We start from the raw sequence: 22,541 nt of genomic DNA on the forward strand, positions 1-22,541 counted from the left end.
TTTTCCATCTTATTTAAATCAGGAATATGAAGTTTACCTGCGGATATTCATTATCAATTTAGTTCCCTGTTTAGCATTATTATCGATTGATTATTCTAAGGTGGATTTTAAATATTTAATGAAGTCTATTTTCTGGATTCTTTTTGTAATGCTAGCCCTAAATTTAATATACACTGTATTTTATTTAAATCAATTCAATAACATAAACGGTATATTCTCCGTTTACTATATCTCATCCGGACATTTTGGAGTTTCATTAGTTATTTTATCGCTTTATTTATTATTATTTGGAACCGTTGAATTATATATAAATAAAAAAGTGCTTATCATAGGGCTATTTTTGGGTTTATTTGCTGTCTACACCTCAGCTGCCCGAAGTCCAATTTTAGCATTATTTATTGTTGGGCTTTATTTTATGGTACTAAAGAAAAAAATAAAATACATTTACACTTTTGTCTTGATGTTGTTATTGTTTTTGCTTCTAATTTATGTATCAAAACAAGTTTTGCAAGTTGAAAATGCCTTTATAGAAAGAAATTATTCAGGGATATTTGAAGGTAATGCTTCCGGAAGAGCGCCCTATATAGAAAGGGCTATTTCCATTTTTAAAGACAATGTTTTAATAGGAGGAAGAGTGATGTATGAAGACGGCATGTATCCTCACAACATTTTTTTAGAATTAGGAATGGCTGGGGGTCTTTTATTACTACTGCTTTTTGGCCTGATTTTTTATACTTTATTAAAAAACTGCCGGTCGTTTTTAAACCTAACCCGTTCCAATTTTTTTATTCTTCCTTTGTTTGGTTTATGGCTGCAATATTTTATTCTGACTCAAACCTCAAATAATATTTATTCCAATCCTGAATTTTGGTATTTTAGCAGTGTTATAATTGGGATATCATTAAAAACATACAATGAAAAAACTTAAACTAATGACAGTGGTCGGTACAAGACCTGAAATCATACGATTATCAAGAGTAATGGCGGCATTAGATGCTTCGGATGCCATTGAGCACATTATAGTTCACACCGGACAGAATTATGATTATGAATTAAATCAGATCTTTTTTGATGATTTAGGAATTCGTAAACCTGATTTTTTCTTAGATGCGGCTGGTAAATCTGCCACGGAAACCATTGGGCAGATTCTAATCAAAATAGATTCTTTGTTAGAGAGCGAAAAACCGGATGCTTTTATGGTTTTGGGTGATACGAACAGCTGTCTGTGCGCCATTCCGGCTAAAAAAAGGCACATTCCCATCTTTCATATGGAAGCAGGAAATCGTTGTTTTGACCAGCGTGTTCCGGAGGAAACCAATCGCAAAATCGTAGATCATATTTCTGATATTAATTTGACCTATAGTACTATTGCACGTGAATATTTATTACGAGAAGGTTTGCCTGCTGACCGAATTATCAAAACGGGTTCCCCAATGTTTGAGGTTTTGAATCATTATTTGCCACAAATTAATGCTTCGGATATTCTGAATCAATTGAATTTGGAAGAAAATAAATATTTTGTAGTTTCAGCGCATCGCGAGGAAAATATCAATAGCGAAAAAAACTTCAAAGGATTAATGGAAAGCTTGAATTTGATTGCTGATAAATATCACTTTCCAATTATTGTGAGCACCCATCCTCGCACCCGCAATATGATTGAAAGTAAGAAAATAGCAATGCGTCCCGAAGTTCAATTTCTGAAACCCATGGGATTCAATGATTACAACGCTTTGCAAATGAAATCTTTTGCAGTTTTGTCGGATAGCGGCACCATTTCGGAGGAATCGTCCACTCTTAATTTTCCGGCCTTGAATATTCGCGAGGCCCATGAGCGTCCCGAGGCGATGGAAGAAGCTTCTGTAATGATGGTAGGCTTGAATCCCGAGCGAATTATGCAGGGATTGGTTCAATTACAAAGTCAAAAAAGGGGAGCAGACCGTAATTTCAGACCTGTTGCGGATTATTCGATGCCTAATGTTTCAGAGAAGATGGTTCGCATCATTTTGAGTTATACCGATTATGTAAAACGAGTGGTTTGGAGTGAATTCAATTAATTGGAGTTGCTATGAAAATTCTTTTTTTGACATTGGTTAAGATAAAAAGTCTCGAGGAGCGTGGTATTTATACCGACTTGCTTCGAAAGTTCAGTGAGGAAGGAGACGAAGTTTTTATTGTATGTCCTTCGGAACGCAGAGATAAAAAGCCAACCCATCTATATAAAGAAAAGGGATTAACTATTTTGAATGTGAGGACTTTTAATCTGCAAAAAACAAATGTCATTGAAAAAGGCATTGGAACTTTAGCGATTGAATACCAATATTTGCAAGCCATAAAAAAATATTTTTCAAAAACAAAATTCGATTTACTATTATATTCCACTCCCCCAATTACTTTTTCTAAAGTGATTGATTATATTAAAAAAAGAGATAATGCCTTTTCCTATTTGCTGTTAAAAGATATTTTTCCACAGAATGCAGTGGATATGAAAATGATAACTGAAGGCAGTTTGCTGCATAAAATGTTTTTGTCCAAGGAACGTAGGTTGTATGAACTATCCGATGTGATAGGTTGTATGTCTGAAGCCAATAAAAAATATTTGGCTTTACACCATCCGGAAATCAATACTGAAAAAGTAGAAGTAAATCCTAATTCCATAACTCCAGTAGTATTTATTCAAACCACTGAAGAAAAAAGAGCCATCCAAAAAAAGTATGGTTTGCCAGTGGATAAAAAAATATTTGTTTACGGAGGAAATCTGGGGAAACCACAAGGAATAGATTTTCTGATAGAAACCATAGCCACCAATACAAATCCTTTCGTTTTTTTTTTAATAGTAGGTTCTGGAACTGAATATATTCGAATTCATAAATGGTTCCAAAATCAACAACCTAAAAATGCCCTTTTGTTCGAAGGATTGCCTAAACAAGAATACGATTTGGTTTTAAAGGCATGTGATGTAGGGATGATTTTTTTACACTCAGACTTTACAATTCCTAATTTTCCCTCCCGATTATTATCTTATCTGGAAATGAAAATGCCAGTGATAGCTGCCACTGATGCGAATACAGATATTGGAAGTGAAATAAAAAAAAATAAATGCGGGTATGCTGTTTTATCAGGAGATATTTTAAGAATGCAAAAAGCAATTGATGAGATAAGTTCCGATGCTATTCTTTATACTCAAATGAGTGAAAACGCCTTGAATTTTCTTCAGAGAGAATTCAAAGTTGATTATTCGTATCAGCTCATTAAAAATAGATTAGAAAATGTATAGTTCTTTTTTTAAGCGATTTATAGATTTTATAACTGCAAGTATAGGGCTGATGATTTTAAGTCCACTATTTATTTTTACAACAGTGGGTCTGTCTTTAGCCAACCAAGGGAGACCTTTCTTCATTCAATTACGTCCAGGTTTAAACGGAAAACTATTCAAAATCATCAAGTTCAAAACTATGAATGATAAAGAGGACGCGGCAGGAAATTTATTGTCTGATGGGCATCGTTTGACTAAAATCGGTAAATTTGTGCGCAAAACGTCTTTAGACGAAATCCCTCAATTATTGAATGTGATTAGAGGAGAAATGAGTTTGATTGGGCCACGCCCTTTGCTTCCGAAATATCTTCCTTTATATTCAGAAACACAGAATCGTCGTCATGAAGTGAAGCCTGGAATAACAGGATGGGCACAGATTAACGGCAGGAATGCCATTAGTTGGGAACAAAAATTTGAATATGATGTTTGGTATGTAGATCATATTTGTTTTGAATTAGATCTTAAGATATTCTTTTTGACCATAAAAAAGGTATTTATCAGTGAAGGAATTAATTCCAGTAATTCATTGACCACTGAAGCATTTAAAGGAAATTAAAAATGGGAGCAATACTAAAAGCTATAGAATATGTGTATCCAAAACAAAAAATCACCAATCATGATTTATCGGTTCAATTCCCAGATTATGATTTTTCTAAATTTGAAGAAAAAGTAGGAATAAAGAATCGATATTGGGTACAGGAACACGAAACAGCCTTTGATTTAGCAAAGGAGGCCTGTAATAAATTATTTAAGAAAATTGATAAAGAAGATGTTGATTATATTTTATATTGTACACAAAGTCCAGAATATTTTCTACCAACAACAGCCTGTATACTGCAAAATCATTTAGGTTTAAAAAATAATATTGGGGCATTAGATTTTAATTTAGGATGTTCTGGTTTTGCTTACGGAATTAGCTTGGCAAAAGGATTAATTAATTCAGGACAGGCAAAAAATGTATTGTTAGTTACAGCCGAAACTTATTCTAAATATTTGCATCCAAATGACCGTTCCAATAGGGCTATTTTTGGTGATGCAGCTGCAGCAACTCTCATTACTTTTTCTGAAGAAGAAAATATTGGTGAATTTCTATTTGGTACAGACGGTTCAGGATTTGATAAGCTAATAGTAAAAAATGGGTGTAGCAGATTTCCTTATAATACTCAAGCAGAAGAAATTATTTATGGAACTGAAAATGTTTATACCGACAATCATTTGTATATGAATGGTCCAGAAGTTTTCGATTTTACTAATACTGTGATACCAAATTTTACTAAAGAAATAGTTAATAAAAATAATATTAGTATAAGTGAAGTGCAACAATTTGTATTTCATCAAGCCAATTCTTTTATGCTGAATTTCATGCGTAAAAGATTAAAAATTGATTCAAATTCCTTTTTCATTGATATGGAAGATGGCGGGAATACGGTTTCATGTACAATACCGATAGCTTTAAAAAAATATAGCCAAAAAGGATGTGAATCAGAAAACATTATTGTAGTTGGATTCGGGGTCGGATTGTCATGGGCTGGCGGATTGATAAAAATAAACAGTAAATTATAAAGACAGAATACTTATGACCAAACAAGAATTTTTAGTAGCATTAAGGGAAGAATTAGAATTTGATGTAGCTTTCGAAAGTACAACAAATTTAAAAGAATTAGAGGAATGGGATTCTATGGGAGCCATGGTTTTAATAGGGTTTGTCTCCAATGAATTTGATGTAATTCTGAATCCGGAAGACGTTAAAGTAATGACTACAATAGATTCTCTAATGATAAGAATAGGTTTAGATAAATTTGATTAAATGCAGTTTTATAAATAAATAAATAATGAATTTTATTATAACGGGCGCAACTTCAGGAATTGGTTTTGAAACATTAAAACAATTAGTCAAAAATGGGCATCTGGTTTTTGCTGTTGGGAGAGATTTTTCAAAAATAAATTCCTATATTCAGGATAATAAAAATCAAATAAAGCAATATGTTTTTGATTTTGTTAATGTTAGGGATATTGAAAAATTATTTTTAGATTTTGAATTAAACAATGAAAAGTTTGACGGGTTAGTTCATTGTGCTGGAATTGAAGAAACAGTACCGTTGACTTTATATACACCCGATAAAATAAAACAAATTTATGATATTAATGTTTTTTCGGGGATTGAATTACTGCGCCATTTCACCAAGAAAAAATATAGTAATGAGGGTGCCAGTGTTGTTTTTTTATCTTCTGTAATGGGAGTTTTAGGACAGCCAGGTAAAATAGGTTATTGTTCTGCAAAATCAGCAGTTTTGGGCATGGTTAAAGCGGGGGCATTGGAATTTGCTAAAAGAAAAATTAGGGTTAATGCCGTTTTGCCTGGAATTGTGAATACTCCTATGACTGAAAACTTATTTGCACATATAGTGGAAGAGCAAATAAAACAAATTGTCGATATGCATCCTTTGGGGTTAGGCGAAGTGACAGATGTTGCTCCAACTATTCTTTTTTTACTATCTGAAAACTCAAAATGGATTACTGGGCAAAATTTTGTAATTGATGGGGGATATTCAATTCAATAGAAAATTTGGAAATTAGTACTAGTAGGCTCTAAGGGATCATTTCCTTCAGTTAGAGTTAATATTGAACATTTTTAAAAGAAAAAAAATATGAAAATTGCCGTAATAGGAGCAGGAGGCTTTGGTAGAGAGGTTAAAATGCTCATAGATCAAATAAATGACAAAGAAAAGCAATATGAGTTTATTGGTTTTTTCGATGATGCTTTTGAAAAAAATTTGATCATAAATGGGTTTCCTGTCCTAGGGTCAATAAGTGACATTAACACTTTAGAATATGAACTTGCACTTGTAATTGCCGTAGGAGACCCTAAAACAAAAAAGAGTATATTCAATAAGATCACAAATAAAAAAGTGATTTTCCCCACTTTGATACATCCTAATGTTTTTATAGGAAAAGATGATGTAAGAATTGGAAAAGGATGTATTATTTGCTGTTCGAATGTTATCACCGTAAATGTTACAATCGGAGATTTTGTAATATTAAATTTGATGTGTACAGTTGGACACGATACTGTTATATCAAATTTTTCTTCTTTCATGCCTTCAGTTAATATTTCAGGAGAAGTTAACATTAAAGAAGGGGTCTATGTTGGGACAGGAGCGAAAATTATTAACCAATTAGAAATTGGAGAAAATTCAATTATTGGTGCCGGGGCTGTTGTTTATAAATCAATACCTGCAAATTGCACTGCTGTAGGAATTCCTGCTAAACCGATTAAATATCATGAATAAACAAAAAATATGGCTTTCCTCTCCTCATATGGGTGGGAGCGAGCAAAAATTTGTACAAGAAGCTTTTGACACCAATTGGGTTGCCCCGTTGGGACCTAATGTCAATGGTCTTGAAAGTGATTTAGAAAATTATTTAGGGAATGAATCTCACGTTGGTGCTTTGAGTTCCGGAACTGCTGCCATTCATTTAGGATTAATCCTCTTAGGAGTTCAGGCGGGAGATACCGTGATTTGCCAAAGCATGACTTTTTCGGCTTCAGCCAATCCGATACTCTATCTTGGTGCCACTCCCATTTTTATAGACAGTGAATCGGAAACCTGGAATCTTTGTCCCATAGCTCTGGAAGAAGCCATCACAGACAGCATTGCCAAAGGCCGAAAACCAAAAGCCATCATTGCGGTTCATTTGTATGGCGTTCCGTATCAGATTGAAGCTATACGAGCGGTTGCCAATCGATACAGCATACCTGTTCTAGAAGACAGCGCAGAAGCACTGGGGAGTAGTTACAAAGGACAAAAGTGCGGCACTTTTGGAGATATCGGAGTTCTGTCTTTTAACGGCAACAAGATTATCACCACTTCGGGAGGCGGAGCGATTGTTACCAAATCCAAAGTACTAAAAGATAAAGCGCTCTTTTTTGCCACCCAATCCAGAGATAATGCCCCTCATTATCAGCATAGTGAAATAGGGTACAATTATAGAATGAGCAACATTTGTGCGGGAATTGGCCGTGGTCAGATGGAAGTTTTAGAGGCGCATGTGGCCTTACGCAGAACCATGCATGATTTTTATGTGGATTTATTTGCAGCCATTTCAGGCGTAACAGTTTTTACAGCACCCAACGAAGATTATTTTGCCAATTACTGGCTAAGTACTATTGTTGTGGAACCCCAATTGACCAATGGAATTGACAGAGAATCGGTTCGTTTGGCATTTGAAGCGGAAAACATTGAATGCCGCCCTTTGTGGAAACCCATGCATTTACAGCCCATTTTTGAGAAATATCCTTATTATGGAAATAGAGTAGCTGAAACCTTATTCGAAAAAGGATTGTGTCTGCCTTCTGGCTCCAACTTGACTGATGACGATAGAGCTAGAATCAGTGATGTAGTTCTAAGATTGTTTCAAAATAATTAGTAACCCAAAATGTAATTTAAGTAAATTCGCACCTATATTATAAATATAATGAACATAGAACAGACTTCAATAAAAGATTTAGTATTAATTAATCCTGCCGTATTTGAAGACTCAAGAGGTTATTTTTTTGAGTCCTACAACAAAAGCAAGTTAGCCAATTTAGGGATACACATCGATTTTGTGCAGGACAACCAGTCTTTTTCCAAGAGAGGAACTTTAAGAGGGCTGCATTATCAAAATCCGCCTTTTGCACAGACTAAATTGGTTCGCGTGTTGCAGGGTGAGATTATGGATATTGCAGTCGATTTGCGACGAGATTCACCCACTTTTGGCAAACATTTCGGAATTGTATTATCAGCCGAAAACAAAAAGCAATTATTGATTCCGCATGGATTTGCTCATGGTTTTTCAGTATTGAGTGAAACTGCGGTGGTGCTCTATAAATGTGATCAATATTATAACAAGCAAAGTGAAGGCGGAATTCGATATGATGATGCCAATTTAAATATCGATTGGGGAATGGATTTGGCAACTGCCATTGTTTCGGATAAAGATGTGATTTTACCAAATTTTTCAACTTGTAATTCCCAATTTTAATGAAAAAAATACTAGTCACCGGAGCCAATGGGCAATTGGGCTCTGAAATAAAAGAATTAGCCGTCAATTATCCGAATTTCGATTTTATATTCACCGATATTGATGATTTTCCATTGGATAAAGCACAGGAAATCATTACCAATTTTAATCGTATTCAGCCTGATATTGTGATTAATTGTGCTGCTTACACCGCTGTGGATAAAGCGGAACAAGATCAGGAAGTAGCAGATGCTATCAATCATCGTGCCATTGCGACTTTGGCGACTTTGTGCCACGATTCAGGAGCGAAACTCGTCCATGTTTCCACAGATTATGTTTTTGACGGCACCTCGGCTATTGCTTATAAAGAAGAGGATCAACCCAATCCAAAAAGTGTCTATGGGGTTACAAAATTAGCAGGGGAAACCGCTTGTCTCAAAAATTGTCCGGAAAGTATTATCATCAGGACAGCCTGGGTTTATTCGGAATTTGGAAATAATTTTGTAAAAACAATGTTGCGTTTGATGACCGAAAGAGATACGTTGAGTGTGGTAAACGATCAGATTGGTTCTCCTACTTATGCCGTTGATTTGGCACAGGTTATTTTAACTATTTTGGATAATTCTAAATGGGAACCCGGTATTTATCATTATTCGAATGCAGGAGCCATCAGCTGGTATGATTTTGCTTTGGACATCAAAGAGATAGGAAATAAAAGCTGCGATATCAAAGGAATTCCCGCATCAGCTTATCCAACACCTGCTGAAAGACCTGCTTATTCGTTATTGGATAAATCAAAAATTACAGCGGTTTACGGAATTGAGCCTGTTGACTATAAAATTAGTTTGAAGAAAATGATGAACAGATTGAAGGTGGCAGGTGGCAGGTAGCAGATTTCAGATAGCAGATTTCAGATAGCAGGTAGCAGGTGGCAGGTGGCAGATTTCAGGGTGGCAGGTAGCAGGTAGCAGATTTCAGATAGCAGATTTCAGATAGCAGATTTCAGATTTCAGGGTGCAGGTGGCATGTAGCAGATTTCAGATAGCAGATTTCAGATAGCAGGTGGCAGGTGGCAGATTGAAGAGGCAAGAGGAAAGAGGCAAGAGGAAAGAAGCAAGAGGAAAGAAGCAAGAGGAAAGAGGCAAGAGTAAAGAAGAAAGAATAAAGAAGAAAGATGCAGGTATATTCAAACTGATACTATAAAAAAGATGAAAGGAATTATATTAGCCGGTGGATCCGGTACCCGATTGCACCCATTAACTTTGGCTATGAGCAAACAAATGATGCCGGTCTATGATAAGCCGATGATTTATTATCCATTATCGACCCTGATGACGGCTGGTATTCGCGAGATATTAATTATTTCGACTCCCCACGATTTACCTAATTTCAAAAAATTATTGGGAGACGGATCGGCTATTGGCTGTCAATTCAGTTATGCCGAGCAAGTCATTCCCAATGGGCTGGCACAGGCTTTTGTGATAGGAGAAGAATTTATTGGAAAAGACAGTGTTGCTTTGGTTTTAGGCGATAATATTTTTTTTGGTTCTGATATGGATGAGTTGCTGCAATCAAACACCCATCCTGAGGGAGGGGTAGTTTTTGCCTATCATGTTTCGGATCCGGAGCGCTATGGAGTGGTTGAATTTGACGAAAACTTAAATGCCCTTTCTATTGAAGAAAAACCGCTGCAACCCAAATCGAATTATGCCGTTCCCGGGTTGTATTTCTATGACAATTCAGTGGTAGAAATCGCCAAGAATATTTTGCCCAGTGCCCGAGGAGAATATGAAATTACCGATGTGAATAAAGTGTATCTGGAAAACGGAGCTTTGAAAGTGGGAATCTTAAACCGGGGTACGGCCTGGCTGGATACGGGTACTTTTAATAGTCTGATGCAGGCGGGTCAGTTTGTTCAGGTTCTAGAAGAACGTCAGGGATTAAAAGTGGGCTGCATAGAAGAAATTGCCTGGCGTCAGGGATTTATTAGCAGTGAACAACTTAAGCGTTTGGCCGAACCTTTGATTAAATCGGGTTATGGTGATTATTTACTCCAATTGCTAAAACAAAAAAAATAAATTTGAATCCCGTTCGCATAGCAAAACGGGATTTTTTTATATAAAAAATAAAATTTAATTAGCCAATTCTTATGTTTTCCTGATCAAATTAAGATTAATCTTAATTTGTATAGTCTTACATTATTTTAATTTTTTGTCTATAAAAAGGCAATGTTTTTTGATGAAAATATATTTTTCATAAGATTAATTCGTATTTTTGTTTGTTTAAAAATAATTAATTTGAATGAAAAATACTTTAATTAAGTATGAAAGACAATAATTTTAGTAGTTATTTTTCCAGTGCCAATTTAAGATTCAATATTCATAATTTAAGCTATTTGCCTAGATGGATTATTGTAATGATTGATTTCACTGTTATTGCATTGGCATTTTCACTCACTTATATTATTTACAATAGGGCAGGACTGGAGTATATTACCACTACACATAAAGCCATTTATGTTAGTTCTTTATTTGGAATTAATATATTTTTCTTTTGGTTATTCCGGACTTATTCCGGTATTATCCGTCATTCCTCTTATATTGATGCCGTTAAACTTTTGTTTTCACAAACGGCTGTTTTGGTTTTCCTTCTATTTTTTAATTTTTTATTTGAGATGCTTTACCAGGAGAAAGCATTTTTAAATTCAGGTCTCTTCATCAACATAGTTCTTTCTTTCTGTGGTTTATTTGTTTATCGTATAATTGTGAAACAAACTTTTGAGCTTTATTTTACGGAAAGGAATGATAGTAAATTGATAAAAGCAATTATTTATGGTACAGACGCCAATGCGATATCCGTTGCCAATGCGTTGAACTTTGAAACTCCTTCCCGATTTAAAATCATTGGTTTTGTAGATAAAAACAATCAGAATGCTTCGAAACGAATGCTGGATTTACCCATATATGTTCTAAGAAAAAAATTACCTACATTGTTGCGTTCCATTGACGCTGAGGCAGTTGTAATAGCAGATCGAAGTCTGTCCAAAGAAGAACAATTGGTTATTGTGGACCAATGTCTGGAATTCAATTACAAAGTTTTTACCTTACCTTCCGTATCCGATTGGGAAAATCAAAAAGAGATTTCCCAAAAAGTAAAAAATATCCAAATTGAAGACTTACTCGAAAGAGAGCCTATTGTTCTGGACAGTATTTCTATCTCTAAACAATTAATGGACAATACTATTTTAATTACAGGAGCAGCCGGATCCATAGGTAGTGAAATTGTGCGACAGGTATTGAGTTTCAACCCCAAAAAAGTAATTATATTAGATCAGGCCGAGACGCCTCTGCATCATATTAGTTTAGAAGTGGATAGTATCCAGACTGATGCCATAATCCGTACGCTAATTGTTGATATAAGAAATAGAGCAGCTTTAGAAAAAGTCTTTAAATTATACCGACCTCAAATGGTTTATCATGCTGCAGCTTATAAGCATGTACCTTTGATGGAAGAAAACCCGTCTCAAGCCATTCTGACCAATGTGGAAGGAACAAAAAACCTCGCCGACTTAGCTTGTGAATACGGGGTCAATAAATTTGTAATGATCTCTACAGACAAGGCCGTAAACCCAAGCAATGTTATGGGAGCGAGCAAAAGAATCGCCGAAAAATATGTACAGTCCCTACACCTTAAATGCCAGGAACGAAACGACGGCTTGTATGCCACTAAATTTATTACCACCCGTTTCGGAAATGTATTAGGGTCCAATGGTTCCGTGGTTCCTTTATTCTCCAAACAAATAGCTGAAGGAGGCCCAATTACCATTACACATCCTGATATTATTCGGTATTTCATGACCATTCCTGAAGCCTGCCAGTTGGTTCTGGAAGCAGGTTCAATGGGGAACGGAGGCGAGATTTATATTTTTGATATGGGAAAACCAGTTAAGATTATCGATTTGGCCCGAAAGATGATTCGTTTGGCAGGATACGTTCCGGATCGAGACATCAAAATAAAGATAGTAGGATTGCGTCCCGGAGAAAAACTATATGAGGAGCTGCTCAATGACACTTCCAAAACGCTGCCTACCTATCACGAAAAAATTATGATTGCGCAGGAAATTCAGGAAGAATTTGAAGATTTGCATATTGAAATCGAAGATCTAATCGGTATTGCCAGTTTCTTTGATAATGATGATATCGTGGCCAAGATGAAAAAAATAGTTCCCGAGTTTATCAGCATGAATTCTACCTTTACTGTATTGGATAAATAAGTAGCGCCACTATTCTAGCATTCAAAAAACTTTAAAAGAGGAATAAGTTGCTTTGTTAACCTTTTTTTGAATAACATCAGAATCTACTCCATTCTAAAAAACTGATTATTTGCCATGGCTTCCGTTAAGGGGAGCAGGTCTTTTAGTTTTACTTTTCTGTCAAAGGCTGCAATGTGATTGTCATGATGCGCATCGGAACCCACAAAGCTGTACATCCCTTTCTGGAGTAATTTTTCGGCAACTTTAGTCACCGCATCACCGTAATAGCCCACCACAGCCAATAAATTCAACTGAAACAGGCAGCCCGCTGTTTTCAGTTTGTTGTATTCTTCCATATTATGGTGGTAAAACAAATAGCGTTCGGGGTGTGCCAAAACCGGAATGTAACCCGCAACCTGCAGGTCAAATAAAATAGAATACAACTGTACAGGTGGATTGATATAGGACATTTCGACCAGCACATAGTTTTTTTTGAGGGTCAATAGAGGCCCGGTTTGAAAAAGACTCACAAAGGATTCATCCATCATATATTCCGCTGCCGCCCGAAAGGGAATGGTAATTTTGTGTTTGCTTAATTCCACTAGGACAACCGCTTCTTTTTCGGTAATAATCTCGGGAGTATTGTCCCAAAAATGTTCGATGATGTGGGGTGTGGTAATGCATTGTGAAGTTCCAAAACTTTGAAGTGCTTTTGTGAGTCGTAAAGTGTCCTCAAAAGTTTGGGCGCCATCGTCTATTCCCGGTAAAAGATGGGAATGTATGTCGATATAATTATCCGGAATTAAATCTTTGAGAACAGGTTTTGATTTTAATAGTGACAGCATGGTGCAAAGGTACAAAAAATGTTATCGGTTTTGGGTGTTAGGTTTTAGGCTATACCCCCTAACCCCCTAAAGGGGGAACAGGTATGGGTTATCGGTTAACGGGTCAATTGGGCCACAGATTTAACGGATAAAACGGATTAGCGCGGATTTTGTTTAACGGGTTAATTGGTTGTGAGTTGTGAGTTGTCGGTTATGGGTTATGGGTTATCGGTTTTGGCTATTCGTCCATATTTTTTTGTTCATCGAGCAACGAAAAACGAGCAACGAACATCGAATTTAAAATCAAAACTTTTATCCCGTACTTCTAATCGATAAATTATTATATTTGCGATGAAGCATAGGGTGACCCTGCAATTTAAATAAAAAGCGTTTCGCCGCTTTGCTCAAAAGAGTGAACATAGCCCAAACCAATGAACAATACAGAAAATATTGAAAATGACTGGCTGTTTGAGATAACACCCAAAAATAAATTCTTCTCGCTGAACCTCAAAGAAGTGTGGCAATACCGTGATTTACTGATGCTTTTTGTCAAAAGAGACGTAGTTACCGTATACAAACAAACCATTTTGGGGCCTTTGTGGTATCTGATTCAGCCTTTGTTTACTTCGATTACGTTTACCATTATTTTTAATACTGTGGCGGGAATAGACACCGGTACAGTACCTCCGTTTTTGTTTAATTTGGCTGGAATCACAGTATGGAATTATTTTACGGCCTGCCTTAATGATACCTCGGATACCTTTAAGAAAAATGCGGCTATATTTGGCAAAGTCTATTTTCCCCGCATCATCATGCCCCTTTCGGTGGTGATTTCCAACTTATTGAAATTCGGAATCCAATTTGTAATTTTCGTGGCTTTTTATATCTTTTATTATCTTCAGGGAGCTGCCATTTCCATCAACGAATCCCTATTGTTTTTTCCTTTTCTGGTAGCCCTGATGGGTATTTTGGGATTAGGCTTGGGGATGATTATTTCCTCCTTGGTGACCAAGTATCGGGATTTCACCTATCTCATAGGTTTTGGAGTGCAATTGTTAATGTACCTCTCGGCAGTGATGTATCCTATGGCATTAATCAAAGAAAAACTACCTGCTTACGGCTGGCTGGTCGAATACAATCCGCTGGCGTATATTATTGAAACCACACGTTATATGTTGTTGGGCATAGGGCACATTTCCTTTCTGGGATTGGGCTATACTTTTGCCGTGACCGCCATAGTGTTTTTGGTTGGAGTGTTGATTTTTAATAAGACGGAGAAGAGTTTTATTGACACCGTTTAGGTTTGCTTCGCCTGTTCGAGCAGAGCTCTCGGGTTGGGTTTTCTGCTACCTGCAATCTGTAACCTGCAATCTGTAATCTGGAGGTGCTAAACAAACTACTATTTAATCAATCCAAAAAAAGCAATAAATATCAATGTATTGATGTAAAATTATAATAAAAACATCAGTGTGTTGATATTTTTTATTATTTTAGCCAAAAAGTAAAAGATGCAAAGATTATACAGTCAATTTTACGAAAAATACGCAGTTGTGCAAACGCAACAAGTGAGGGACTTTATGCATACTATTGATTGGGACAACCGATTTATAGGAATAAAAGGGAGTAGAGGTATAGGAAAAACAACGCTTCTGCTGCAGTATATTCGGCTAAATTTTAAACCAGACAAAAGTGTTTTGTATGTAAGTTTAGACCATTTGTATTTTCTTGAAAACACCTTATACGATTTAGTAAGTGATTTTTATAAAAAAGGAGGCTTGTTTATCGCGATCGATGAAGTTCATAAATATTCAAACTGGGCAATTGAAATAAAAAATATTTATGACGATATGCCGAATTTAAGATTAGTTTTCACGGGTTCCTCCTTACTTCATATACAGCAGGCAAAAGCCGATTTAAGCAGGCGCGTGGTGGTTTATTCTATGCCGGGTTTGTCTTTTAGGGAGTTTCTTCAATTTGAAACAAAGATAAATTTGGATACTTATACATTAGAAGATATAGTAGCCAATCATATAGCCATAAGTATTGCTATTACCCAAAAAATAAAACCTTTACATTACTTTGATGAGTACCTGAATTATGGCTATTATCCTTTTTATATCGAAAATAAAAAAGCATTTCATCAAAAATTAAGCGAGATTTTACTAACAGTTTTAGAAGTCGACATACCGCAATATGCTTCCATTCAGGTTTCTAATATTGTAATGTTAAAAAAATTATTGGCAGTCATTAGCAATTCAGTGCCTTTCAAACCTAATATGAACAGCATAAGCGAACGCACGGGAATAAGTCTCAATACCATGAAAAACTATTTAAATCTTTTGAATGAAGCACAACTTTTACAGCTTTTGTATGTAGAAGACAAAGGAATTAATAGTTTAGGCAAACCAGAAAAAATTTATTTGAATAACCCTAATTTAATGTTTAATTTGGTCAAAGAAGTCGATAAAGGAAACCTAAGAGAAACCTTCTTTTTTAACCAACTCAACTATAAGAACACTGTTTTTGCTTCACAAAATGCCGATTTTAAAGTTGCTGGTGTATATGAATTTGAATTGGGAGGTAGAAATAAAAAGCAAAAGCAAATTAAAGATAGTAAGAATGCATTTATTGTAAAAGATGATATCGAGATAGGAACTGATATAAATATTCCCTTGTGGTTGTTTGGTTTTTTGTATTAATTTGCCTTTAGGGATAATAAACCACGAATGGTGGGGTTTCACTGTTTAACCCATAACCAACTTTATGGAAAAAAAAATTAAACCAGATAAGGCATGTAAGATTCATATAAGAAAAAAAACTTAGTGTCTTATTGTTTTTGGTTGGCCTGTTGATTTTTAATAAGACGGAGAAGAGTTTTATTGATACGGTGTAGGTTAGTGTTCAGTGTTCAGTTATCGGTTGTTGGTTGTTGGTTGTTGGTTGTCGGTTTGCTTCGCCTGTTCGAGCGGAGCTCAAGGTTTGAGTTAACGGTTTAATCGTTGTTCGTTATCCGTTGTTCGTTATGGGTTAACTGGTTAATCGTTTAACTGATAAAAAATATCAATATCAATTTCAATGGCAATATCAATGGTAATAACAATTTCTGTGCCTACAACCCACAACTCATAACTCATAATCCCTCTATTTTTTATCTTCATGCGGTGATTAAACTTTATTTTTACCGCAAAAATGCGGTTATAAATTGAAATAATCACCGCATAGTTTTTTATTTACGGTAAATATTGATTAAATTTACCGCAAAAATGCGGCGTATATGTATATTCATCAAAAAAAGAATTGGCCAAAATTCACCTGGGATGCGGAAGTAATTACTCCTTTACTTGGAGAAGTCAGACATCGTCAGGGCAAAATACTTGGAGTGATGCAAGGACTTGGTTTTCGTTTGCAAGAAGAAACTGTGCTGAATACATTGACTTTGGATGTGATTAAGTCGAGTGAAATTGAGGGTGAACAATTGAATCCAGAACAGGTACGTTCCTCTATTGCAAGACGTTTGGGTATTGAAATTGCTGGCGCTGTTCCTGCAGAACGCAATGTTGAAGGTGTTGTAGAAATGCTATTAGATGCTACACAACAATATGATGCACCTTTAAGTGAGGAACGCTTGTTTGGATGGCATGCTTCACTTTTTCCAACAGGGCATAGTGGAATGCAAAAAATAAAGACTGCGGCTTGGCGAGACGATGCCATACAGGTAACTTCAGGTCCAATGGGTAAAGAAAGGCTTCATTTTGAAGCCCCAAGCGCAGATCAGGTGCCCATAGCAATGATTGTTTTTTTAAAGTGGTTCAATGCCAATCAAGGTATAGATCCAGTATTAAAAGCCGCTTTTGCTCATTTGTGGTTTGTTACCATACATCCCTTTGAAGACGGAAATGGACGTATAACACGAGCTATAACCGATATGCAATTGGCCCGTGCCGACCAAAGCAAACAACGATTTTATTCGATGTCGGCTCAGATTCAAGCAGAGCGCAGCACCTATTATGACATATTGGAAACTACCCAAAAAGGGGATTTGGATACCACAGATTGGTTGAAATGGTTTTTGGATTGCTTGTTGCATTCGATGAGACAGACCGATGAAACTATTACAGCCATTTTAAAGCGTGCCCAATTTTGGGAAACGCATCGTACTACTGATTTTAACCCGCGTCAACAAAAAATACTGCAGCTACTTTTGGAGGATTTTTTTGGCAAGCTTAGCGTTTCTAAATATGCCAAAATTACTAAAGTCTCAACGGATACTGCTCTAAGGGATATTCAAGATTTAATGGCTAAAGGTATCTTGGAAAAAGAAGGGAGTGGTAGAGGGGTTTCGTATCAATTGCTTACTGTTTAATTGGTTAATCGTTTAACTGTTTAATTGTTTAACCGTTTAACTCATACCCAACACCCAACACCCCAAACCTTAAATGCCTTATATGGTGAAAAAAAAATTAAACCACATAAGGCATGTAAGATCGATATAAGAAAAAAAACTTTGTGCCTTTACTTCGGCAGCCTGTCAATCGGCTGACAGGTTAGCTGCCGCTCGTATGTGATAAAAAGACTAAAATAAATTATTTTTGTTTCTTCCAAAAAAGTATTTAAATTTGGTTGTCAGGAACTCACTTTTTCATTTCATCGGAGAAAAATCTTTTTTGATGTGGGTTTCCATTAAAAAAAAGCATTACTTTTGATATTATGAAGACAATAACGCTTAACATCCCTGATTCTTTGGACATGAATAACCGAGAATTTCTTATGCTCGTTGCTACTAGATTATACGAACAAGGAAAACTCTCCTTAGGGCAGGCCGCCGAACTTGCAGGTTTGACTAAACGAACCTTTGCTGAGTTGTTGTATCAATATAACGTTTCCATTTTTAATTTTCCTGCAACAGACCTAGCAATCGATGTCGAAAATGCCTAAATTTATAATTTCTGACACTAGTTGTTTTATTATTTTATCTAAAATAGAAGCACTTGATTTGTTACAAATGGTTTATGGTCAAATTTTGACAACATCTGATATTGCTGAAGAGTTTGGCGAAGAACTTCCTGATTGGGTGATAGTCAAGGAGGTTTCAGATAAATCTAAACAGAAAATTTTAGAATTACAAATAGATAAAGGAGAATCGAGCGCAATTGCCCTGGCATTAGAAATACCTGACAGTATTTTGATTTTGGATGATTTCAAAGCCAGAAAAATTGCACAACAACTTGGGCTGAAAATAACAGGAACTATAGGAGTTATTGTTAAAGCCAAACTTACAGGCAAAATACCTTCCATTAAACCGTATCTTGATAAAATTAAAATAACTAATTTTCGAATTTCGTCAGAAATTGAAATACAAGCATTAAAAGAAGCTAATGAATAATAAGCGATTGAACGAGCTCAAGTTCAATAAATTAAAAAAGCAATACTATGAAAACCTATAAAAGAACTCCCAATCAAACTAAAATAATTGAAGGAATGGACAAAGTTTATGAAAAGCTAATCGAATTCAAAAAGAAAATGAATAGCGAGTTAGTGATTCTTAAAGAAGACAAAATAGTAAGAATAAAACCTTAAATAGTGAGAAGTGAATAGTGAGAAGTGAATAGTGAAAAAGTGAGAAGTGAGAAGTGAGAAGTGAGAAGTGAGAAGTGAATAGTGAGAAGTGAAAAGTGAGAAGTAAAAGAGTGAGAAGTGAGAAGTAAAATAGTATAATTAATTACTCACGATTCACGACTCACCACTGACGACTCACCACTGACGACTCACCACTCACTAAAAATAAAAGATATGAATCATAAAAATCTATATGTTTGGATAAAGAGTATGGATTTGGTGGAGACTATTTACAAACTGACTCAAACATTTCCAGATGCAGAAAAATTTGGTTTAACAAGTCAAATGAGAAGAGCTGCTGTATCAATTCCATCAAATATTGCTGAAGGATCGGCAAGAAAAGGAGATAAAGAGTTGATCCATTTTCTTCACATTGCCTTGGGGTCGCTTTCGGAATTAGATACACAATATTTGATAGCAGTACGATTAGCATTTATAGAAAAAGAAGATGCTGTACAAGAGCAAATGATTGACGTAAAAAAATTATTATTGGGATTTAGAAATTATTTAAATAAGTGAATAGTTTAGAGTGAGAAGTGAGAAGTAAAATAGTTTAATTAATTACTCACGATTCACGATTCACGATTCACGATTCACGATTCACGACTGACGACTCACGACTGACGACTCACGACTCACTATGAAAAATATTATCCTCAAAGCCGAAAATATCTCTAAACAATACCGCCTTGGCCAGGTAGGAACCGGTAGCCTGTCTTGAGCGAAGACGAAAGGCTGAGTCACGACCTGAACCGTTGGTGGCATCAAGTGCGTGGCAAGGAAAATCCCTATCTCAAAATAGGTGACCCGAGCTTGCGAACTGGCGAAGCACACCAATGATTGAAGCACCAAAGGCGAAAGCGATTATGTCTGGGCACTCCAAGATAGTATTGTTGAAGTAGAACGTGGCGAAGTCTTCGGCATCAAAAAACACATTGCTTAGAACTATGAATTAAAATAATAGTGGTTATCTTTGTTTCTTAAATTGTTTAGTTACGCCAAAACTATATGAATATTTAGGAATAATTTTGTTTTTCTATTCCAACGAACACGAACCTATTCACGTTCATGCTAAAAAAGGAGAATTTGAAAGTAAAGCAACATTTTGTATAGAAAATGGAGTAATAACAGAAATCAAAATAATAAACATCAAAGGTAGAAAGCCATTGGTAAACAAAGAATTAAAAGACTTTGAAGCCTTTTTAGCAGTCTATTCAGAAAAAATAGTCGAAAAATGGATTGCCTATTTTATATATCATAAGGAAATTGAATTTGAAAAAATAACAAAAAAACTATAATCAGATGAAATGAGCATAACCAAATCTAGTCGCAAAGACTAAAAAAACATGTGCGAATTCCATATTCCTTTAAAAAACAAATATTATCTCAATATGAAAATTACAGTTATAAATACAGACACTTATTTAGATAAACCATTATCAATAGTTAATGCTAAAAATATTGGCAATTATAACATTTTAATTGAGTTTAATGATGGTGTAGAAAAATTTGTTGATTTTGCCGATTTTTTATCAAAATCACAACATCAATCTATAAAAAAATATTTAGACGAAACTCTTTTTGGTTCGTTTAAAATTATAGATGGCAATCTGAACTGGAATGATTATGACATGATTTTCCCAATAGCCGATTTATATGACGGAAAAATTTAATTCACTGAGCTTCTTCTTATTAAAAAAATGATTACGCTGTTTAATCGATTACCAAAAAAAAATTTAATTTCAATGGCAATATCAATTTCAATGGCAATTTCAAAAACGATTAACCCCATAACCGATTAACCAATTAACCTTCTCTTGAAAGACATCATCCTTAAAGCCGAAAACATCTCTAGCGCAATACCGCCTCGGGCAGGTAGGAACGGTAGCCTGTCTTGAGCGAAGACGAAAGGCTGAGTCACGACCTGAACCGCTGGTGGCATCAGGTGCGCGGCAAGGAAAATCATCTCGATAACTTATGGGATTCATTTTGAAGATTAAATAGTATGGTAATTATTCAATAGAATGGATAACTTGATTTTGAAAGCAAACTTTAATAGAAAAGTAAAAATTTAATGAAAGAGCACATACATAAAGTATTAAAAAGACTGGGTTATAAAGTTTTAAATATATCCAAAAAGGAGAAGGATATACAAGATCTAGTACGAAGTTTTGCAGTTGAAAATGACACAAAAAATTTGGTTTACAAATCGGCTTCTTTTTTGTTTCAAATTAAAAAACAGTTTCCTGAACTTAGTATTGTAAGTCACAAGGAGGGTGTTTTGGCCAGTTTTAAGGGCTTACAATTATACATAGAAACGCCCGAAGAATTTTTTATCATCAAGGAAGTTTTTATCGAAAAGGATTATAATTTATTGTCTCAAGAAAGCTTTGTTGTTTTTGATATCGGAATGAACATCGGTATTAGTTCTTTGTTTTTTGGATTAAAAAATAATGTTGAAAAGATATATTCTTTTGAACCTGTTGTGCCAACCTACGATCAAGCGCTGCATAATTTAGAATTAAACCCAAGCTATTCCAATAAAATTGAAGCCTTCAATTTTGGATTGGGCGGTTCCACTCGAGTAGAGAAAGTATTGTACAATTCACAAGCCAAAGGTAATTGTGGGATTCGATTGGAATCAAGTCTGGTAATAGATAAGGATAATGCTACAGCAATTGAAATCAATATCAAAAATGTCAGTGAAGTTCTTCCGGATTTGTTTGCCAAACATCCTGAACAGAAAAAAGTTTTAAAAATAGATTGTGAAGGAGCAGAATATGAGATACTGCAAAAAATGAATGAAACTAACTTATTAGTTGCTATTGATGTATTGCTGATTGAATGGCACGATAAAGGGGCTACAATCCTGGAAGAGCTTTTAGTTGCTAATAATTTCAGTGTAATTTCAAGGCATTTAACTTCAATCACCGGAATGATTTATGCTTTTAAAAATAGTACCCAAAAGGAGTAAGACCTATCCAAACGCCTAAAGTCTCGATTATCGTTTCCTGCTACAATCAAGCCCAATATTTGGATGAAGTAATTCAATTCATATAAAATTTGTATTGCGTACATTTTTATGTACATTTGTTTAAAAAATAAATGATATGGAAGCAGTTAGCGTAACCGAATTTAGAAATAATATCAAAAAATATTTGGATATTGCCAAAGAAGAAGAATTAGTTATTTATCGCTCCAAAAACGAATCTTTTGTAATCACTCCTTTAAAAAAAATAGACAAAGACATTAGTTTATTGAGTACTGCCCAAAAAAAAGCTATCGATGAAGCTCTAGACGACGTAGCTAATGGCAGAGTACATTCGCACGAGTCTGTTAGGGAAGAAACTAAGAAACGTTTTCCTCATTTGTTCAATAGATAAATTATGATTCAAATCATTTGGACGGATCGTGCTAAAGGCGATTATTGGCAAAATATTGAGTATTTAGAGCGAGAATGGGCATTAAATGACGTTTATAATTTTATGGATAAAGTAGATGATTTGTTAGTTTTGTTAACTAAGGAGAATCT

At 35.2% G+C, this 22,541-nt stretch carries 25 protein-coding genes and 1 pseudogene; 25 read left to right on the forward strand and 1 reads right to left on the reverse strand.

What is annotated here, in order from left to right:
* Nucleotides 1–118 precede the first annotated feature (118 nt).
* The 13 genes from ACH2BV_RS13190 to ACH2BV_RS13250 all read left to right on the forward strand — a co-directional run bounded on the left by ACH2BV_RS13190 (nt 119) and on the right by ACH2BV_RS13250 (nt 12,590).
* Nucleotides 119–928, forward strand: coding sequence for an O-antigen ligase family protein (locus ACH2BV_RS13190; protein WP_395051205.1), 810 nt, complete (start codon nt 119–121; stop codon nt 926–928).
* The gene (gene wecB / locus ACH2BV_RS13195; protein WP_395051206.1) at nt 915–2,054 is read left to right on the forward strand and encodes a non-hydrolyzing UDP-N-acetylglucosamine 2-epimerase; all 1,140 of its coding nucleotides are present in this window, start codon (nt 915–917) and stop codon (nt 2,052–2,054) included. Before ACH2BV_RS13190 ends, wecB begins: the two co-directional genes overlap by 14 nt.
* A gap of 11 nt (nt 2,055–2,065) precedes the next feature.
* A complete protein-coding gene (locus ACH2BV_RS13200) occupies nt 2,066–3,274 on the forward strand; it encodes a glycosyltransferase family 4 protein (protein WP_395051207.1) in 1,209 nt (402 codons plus the stop codon).
* A complete protein-coding gene (locus ACH2BV_RS13205; RefSeq protein WP_395051209.1) occupies nt 3,267–3,869 on the forward strand; it encodes a sugar transferase in 603 nt (200 codons plus the stop codon). The genes ACH2BV_RS13200 and ACH2BV_RS13205 overlap by 8 nt, the downstream gene beginning before the upstream one ends.
* A gap of 2 nt (nt 3,870–3,871) precedes the next feature.
* A complete protein-coding gene (locus tag ACH2BV_RS13210) occupies nt 3,872–4,876 on the forward strand; it encodes a 3-oxoacyl-ACP synthase III family protein (RefSeq protein ID WP_395051210.1) in 1,005 nt (334 codons plus the stop codon).
* Between the two features lie 13 nt (nt 4,877–4,889).
* Complete coding sequence (locus ACH2BV_RS13215; RefSeq protein ID WP_395051211.1) at nt 4,890–5,120, forward strand: hypothetical protein; 231 nt, start codon at nt 4,890–4,892, stop codon at nt 5,118–5,120.
* Between the two features lie 25 nt (nt 5,121–5,145).
* Nucleotides 5,146–5,874, forward strand: a complete 729-nt coding sequence (locus ACH2BV_RS13220; protein WP_395051212.1) for an SDR family NAD(P)-dependent oxidoreductase — start codon at nt 5,146–5,148, stop codon at nt 5,872–5,874.
* 87 nt (nt 5,875–5,961) lie between these two features.
* Nucleotides 5,962–6,603: an acetyltransferase gene (locus tag ACH2BV_RS13225; RefSeq protein WP_395051214.1), complete on the forward strand. Its 642-nt coding sequence runs from the start codon at nt 5,962–5,964 to the stop codon at nt 6,601–6,603.
* Nucleotides 6,596–7,741, forward strand: coding sequence for a DegT/DnrJ/EryC1/StrS family aminotransferase (locus ACH2BV_RS13230; protein WP_395051215.1), 1,146 nt, complete (start codon nt 6,596–6,598; stop codon nt 7,739–7,741). The genes ACH2BV_RS13225 and ACH2BV_RS13230 overlap by 8 nt, the downstream gene beginning before the upstream one ends.
* A 48-nt stretch (nt 7,742–7,789) precedes the next feature.
* The gene (rfbC, locus tag ACH2BV_RS13235; protein ID WP_395051216.1) at nt 7,790–8,338 is read left to right on the forward strand and encodes a dTDP-4-dehydrorhamnose 3,5-epimerase; all 549 of its coding nucleotides are present in this window, start codon (nt 7,790–7,792) and stop codon (nt 8,336–8,338) included.
* Complete coding sequence (gene rfbD / locus ACH2BV_RS13240; RefSeq protein ID WP_395051217.1) at nt 8,338–9,207, forward strand: dTDP-4-dehydrorhamnose reductase; 870 nt, start codon at nt 8,338–8,340, stop codon at nt 9,205–9,207. The genes rfbC and rfbD overlap by 1 nt, the downstream gene beginning before the upstream one ends.
* A 318-nt stretch (nt 9,208–9,525) precedes the next feature.
* The gene (gene rfbA / locus ACH2BV_RS13245; RefSeq protein ID WP_395051218.1) at nt 9,526–10,395 is read left to right on the forward strand and encodes a glucose-1-phosphate thymidylyltransferase RfbA; all 870 of its coding nucleotides are present in this window, start codon (nt 9,526–9,528) and stop codon (nt 10,393–10,395) included.
* Nucleotides 10,396–10,640: 245 nt separating this feature from the next.
* The gene (locus ACH2BV_RS13250; protein WP_395051219.1) at nt 10,641–12,590 is read left to right on the forward strand and encodes a polysaccharide biosynthesis protein; all 1,950 of its coding nucleotides are present in this window, start codon (nt 10,641–10,643) and stop codon (nt 12,588–12,590) included.
* An 83-nt stretch (nt 12,591–12,673) separates the two neighbouring features.
* Here ACH2BV_RS13250 and ACH2BV_RS13255 read toward each other — a convergent pair whose 3' ends face one another.
* A complete protein-coding gene (locus tag ACH2BV_RS13255) occupies nt 12,674–13,414 on the reverse strand; it encodes a tyrosine-protein phosphatase (RefSeq protein WP_395051220.1) in 741 nt (246 codons plus the stop codon).
* A 410-nt stretch (nt 13,415–13,824) separates the two neighbouring features.
* Between ACH2BV_RS13255 and ACH2BV_RS13260 the strand changes: the two genes are divergently transcribed.
* From ACH2BV_RS13260 to ACH2BV_RS13315, 12 genes and pseudogenes are all read left to right on the forward strand, one after another.
* Complete coding sequence (locus ACH2BV_RS13260; protein ID WP_395051221.1) at nt 13,825–14,694, forward strand: ABC transporter permease; 870 nt, start codon at nt 13,825–13,827, stop codon at nt 14,692–14,694.
* A 207-nt stretch (nt 14,695–14,901) separates the two neighbouring features.
* Nucleotides 14,902–16,092, forward strand: coding sequence for an ATP-binding protein (locus tag ACH2BV_RS13265; RefSeq protein WP_395051222.1), 1,191 nt, complete (start codon nt 14,902–14,904; stop codon nt 16,090–16,092).
* 575 nt (nt 16,093–16,667) lie between these two features.
* The gene (locus tag ACH2BV_RS13270; protein ID WP_395051223.1) at nt 16,668–17,756 is read left to right on the forward strand and encodes a Fic family protein; all 1,089 of its coding nucleotides are present in this window, start codon (nt 16,668–16,670) and stop codon (nt 17,754–17,756) included.
* 383 nt (nt 17,757–18,139) lie between these two features.
* Entirely contained in the window at nt 18,140–18,328 is a 189-nt protein-coding gene (locus tag ACH2BV_RS13275; RefSeq protein WP_395051224.1) for a UPF0175 family protein, read from the forward strand.
* Nucleotides 18,321–18,776 carry a DUF3368 domain-containing protein gene (locus tag ACH2BV_RS13280; protein WP_395051225.1) on the forward strand — a complete coding sequence of 152 codons (456 nt, stop codon included), beginning with the start codon at nt 18,321–18,323 and terminating at the stop codon, nt 18,774–18,776. The genes ACH2BV_RS13275 and ACH2BV_RS13280 overlap by 8 nt, the downstream gene beginning before the upstream one ends.
* 47 nt (nt 18,777–18,823) lie before the next feature.
* On the forward strand, nt 18,824–18,970 hold the full coding sequence (locus tag ACH2BV_RS13285) for a hypothetical protein (RefSeq protein ID WP_194311480.1): 147 nt from the start codon (nt 18,824–18,826) through the stop codon (nt 18,968–18,970).
* 213 nt (nt 18,971–19,183) lie between these two features.
* Nucleotides 19,184–19,528: a four helix bundle protein gene (locus ACH2BV_RS13290; protein WP_395051226.1), complete on the forward strand. Its 345-nt coding sequence runs from the start codon at nt 19,184–19,186 to the stop codon at nt 19,526–19,528.
* Nucleotides 19,529–19,649: 121 nt separating this feature from the next.
* Nucleotides 19,650–19,934, forward strand: a pseudogene (locus tag ACH2BV_RS13295) (hypothetical protein); the annotation flags it as partial.
* A 103-nt stretch (nt 19,935–20,037) separates the two neighbouring features.
* A complete protein-coding gene (locus ACH2BV_RS13300) occupies nt 20,038–20,307 on the forward strand; it encodes a DUF4160 domain-containing protein (protein ID WP_395051228.1) in 270 nt (89 codons plus the stop codon).
* 93 nt (nt 20,308–20,400) lie between these two features.
* Nucleotides 20,401–20,682: a DUF2442 domain-containing protein gene (locus ACH2BV_RS13305; RefSeq protein WP_395051230.1), complete on the forward strand. Its 282-nt coding sequence runs from the start codon at nt 20,401–20,403 to the stop codon at nt 20,680–20,682.
* A gap of 401 nt (nt 20,683–21,083) precedes the next feature.
* The gene (locus ACH2BV_RS13310) at nt 21,084–21,983 is read left to right on the forward strand and encodes an FkbM family methyltransferase (RefSeq protein WP_395051231.1); all 900 of its coding nucleotides are present in this window, start codon (nt 21,084–21,086) and stop codon (nt 21,981–21,983) included.
* Nucleotides 21,984–22,119: 136 nt separating this feature from the next.
* Nucleotides 22,120–22,392 carry a type II toxin-antitoxin system prevent-host-death family antitoxin gene (locus tag ACH2BV_RS13315; protein ID WP_395051232.1) on the forward strand — a complete coding sequence of 91 codons (273 nt, stop codon included), beginning with the start codon at nt 22,120–22,122 and terminating at the stop codon, nt 22,390–22,392.
* The last annotated feature ends 149 nt before the right edge of the window (nt 22,393–22,541 follow it).

It is taken from the genome of Flavobacterium sp., from assembly GCF_043780635.1.
Taxonomy (GTDB): Bacteria; Bacteroidota; Bacteroidia; order Flavobacteriales; family Flavobacteriaceae; genus Flavobacterium.

Bases quoted from the DNA above. Each gene is read 5' to 3' on its own strand.
- ACH2BV_RS13190 (WP_395051205.1), top strand. From the start codon at position 119: ATGAAGTCTATTTTCTGGATTCTTTTTGTAATGCTAGCCCTAAATTTA.
- wecB (WP_395051206.1), top strand. From the start codon at position 915: ATGAAAAAACTTAAACTAATGACAGTGGTCGGTACAAGACCTGAAATC.
- ACH2BV_RS13200 (WP_395051207.1), top strand. From the start codon at position 2,066: ATGAAAATTCTTTTTTTGACATTGGTTAAGATAAAAAGTCTCGAGGAG.
- ACH2BV_RS13205 (WP_395051209.1), top strand. From the start codon at position 3,267: ATGTATAGTTCTTTTTTTAAGCGATTTATAGATTTTATAACTGCAAGT.
- ACH2BV_RS13210 (WP_395051210.1), top strand. From the start codon at position 3,872: ATGGGAGCAATACTAAAAGCTATAGAATATGTGTATCCAAAACAAAAA.
- ACH2BV_RS13215 (WP_395051211.1), top strand. From the start codon at position 4,890: ATGACCAAACAAGAATTTTTAGTAGCATTAAGGGAAGAATTAGAATTT.
- ACH2BV_RS13220 (WP_395051212.1), top strand. From the start codon at position 5,146: ATGAATTTTATTATAACGGGCGCAACTTCAGGAATTGGTTTTGAAACA.
- ACH2BV_RS13225 (WP_395051214.1), top strand. From the start codon at position 5,962: ATGAAAATTGCCGTAATAGGAGCAGGAGGCTTTGGTAGAGAGGTTAAA.
- ACH2BV_RS13230 (WP_395051215.1), top strand. From the start codon at position 6,596: ATGAATAAACAAAAAATATGGCTTTCCTCTCCTCATATGGGTGGGAGC.
- rfbC (WP_395051216.1), top strand. From the start codon at position 7,790: ATGAACATAGAACAGACTTCAATAAAAGATTTAGTATTAATTAATCCT.
- rfbD (WP_395051217.1), top strand. From the start codon at position 8,338: ATGAAAAAAATACTAGTCACCGGAGCCAATGGGCAATTGGGCTCTGAA.
- rfbA (WP_395051218.1), top strand. From the start codon at position 9,526: ATGAAAGGAATTATATTAGCCGGTGGATCCGGTACCCGATTGCACCCA.
- ACH2BV_RS13250 (WP_395051219.1), top strand. From the start codon at position 10,641: ATGAAAGACAATAATTTTAGTAGTTATTTTTCCAGTGCCAATTTAAGA.
- ACH2BV_RS13255 (WP_395051220.1), bottom strand. From the start codon at position 13,414: ATGCTGTCACTATTAAAATCAAAACCTGTTCTCAAAGATTTAATTCCG.
- ACH2BV_RS13260 (WP_395051221.1), top strand. From the start codon at position 13,825: ATGAACAATACAGAAAATATTGAAAATGACTGGCTGTTTGAGATAACA.
- ACH2BV_RS13265 (WP_395051222.1), top strand. From the start codon at position 14,902: ATGCAAAGATTATACAGTCAATTTTACGAAAAATACGCAGTTGTGCAA.
- ACH2BV_RS13270 (WP_395051223.1), top strand. From the start codon at position 16,668: ATGTATATTCATCAAAAAAAGAATTGGCCAAAATTCACCTGGGATGCG.
- ACH2BV_RS13275 (WP_395051224.1), top strand. From the start codon at position 18,140: ATGAATAACCGAGAATTTCTTATGCTCGTTGCTACTAGATTATACGAA.
- ACH2BV_RS13280 (WP_395051225.1), top strand. From the start codon at position 18,321: ATGCCTAAATTTATAATTTCTGACACTAGTTGTTTTATTATTTTATCT.
- ACH2BV_RS13285 (WP_194311480.1), top strand. From the start codon at position 18,824: ATGAAAACCTATAAAAGAACTCCCAATCAAACTAAAATAATTGAAGGA.
- ACH2BV_RS13290 (WP_395051226.1), top strand. From the start codon at position 19,184: ATGAATCATAAAAATCTATATGTTTGGATAAAGAGTATGGATTTGGTG.
- ACH2BV_RS13305 (WP_395051230.1), top strand. From the start codon at position 20,401: ATGAAAATTACAGTTATAAATACAGACACTTATTTAGATAAACCATTA.
- ACH2BV_RS13310 (WP_395051231.1), top strand. From the start codon at position 21,084: ATGAAAGAGCACATACATAAAGTATTAAAAAGACTGGGTTATAAAGTT.
- ACH2BV_RS13315 (WP_395051232.1), top strand. From the start codon at position 22,120: ATGGAAGCAGTTAGCGTAACCGAATTTAGAAATAATATCAAAAAATAT.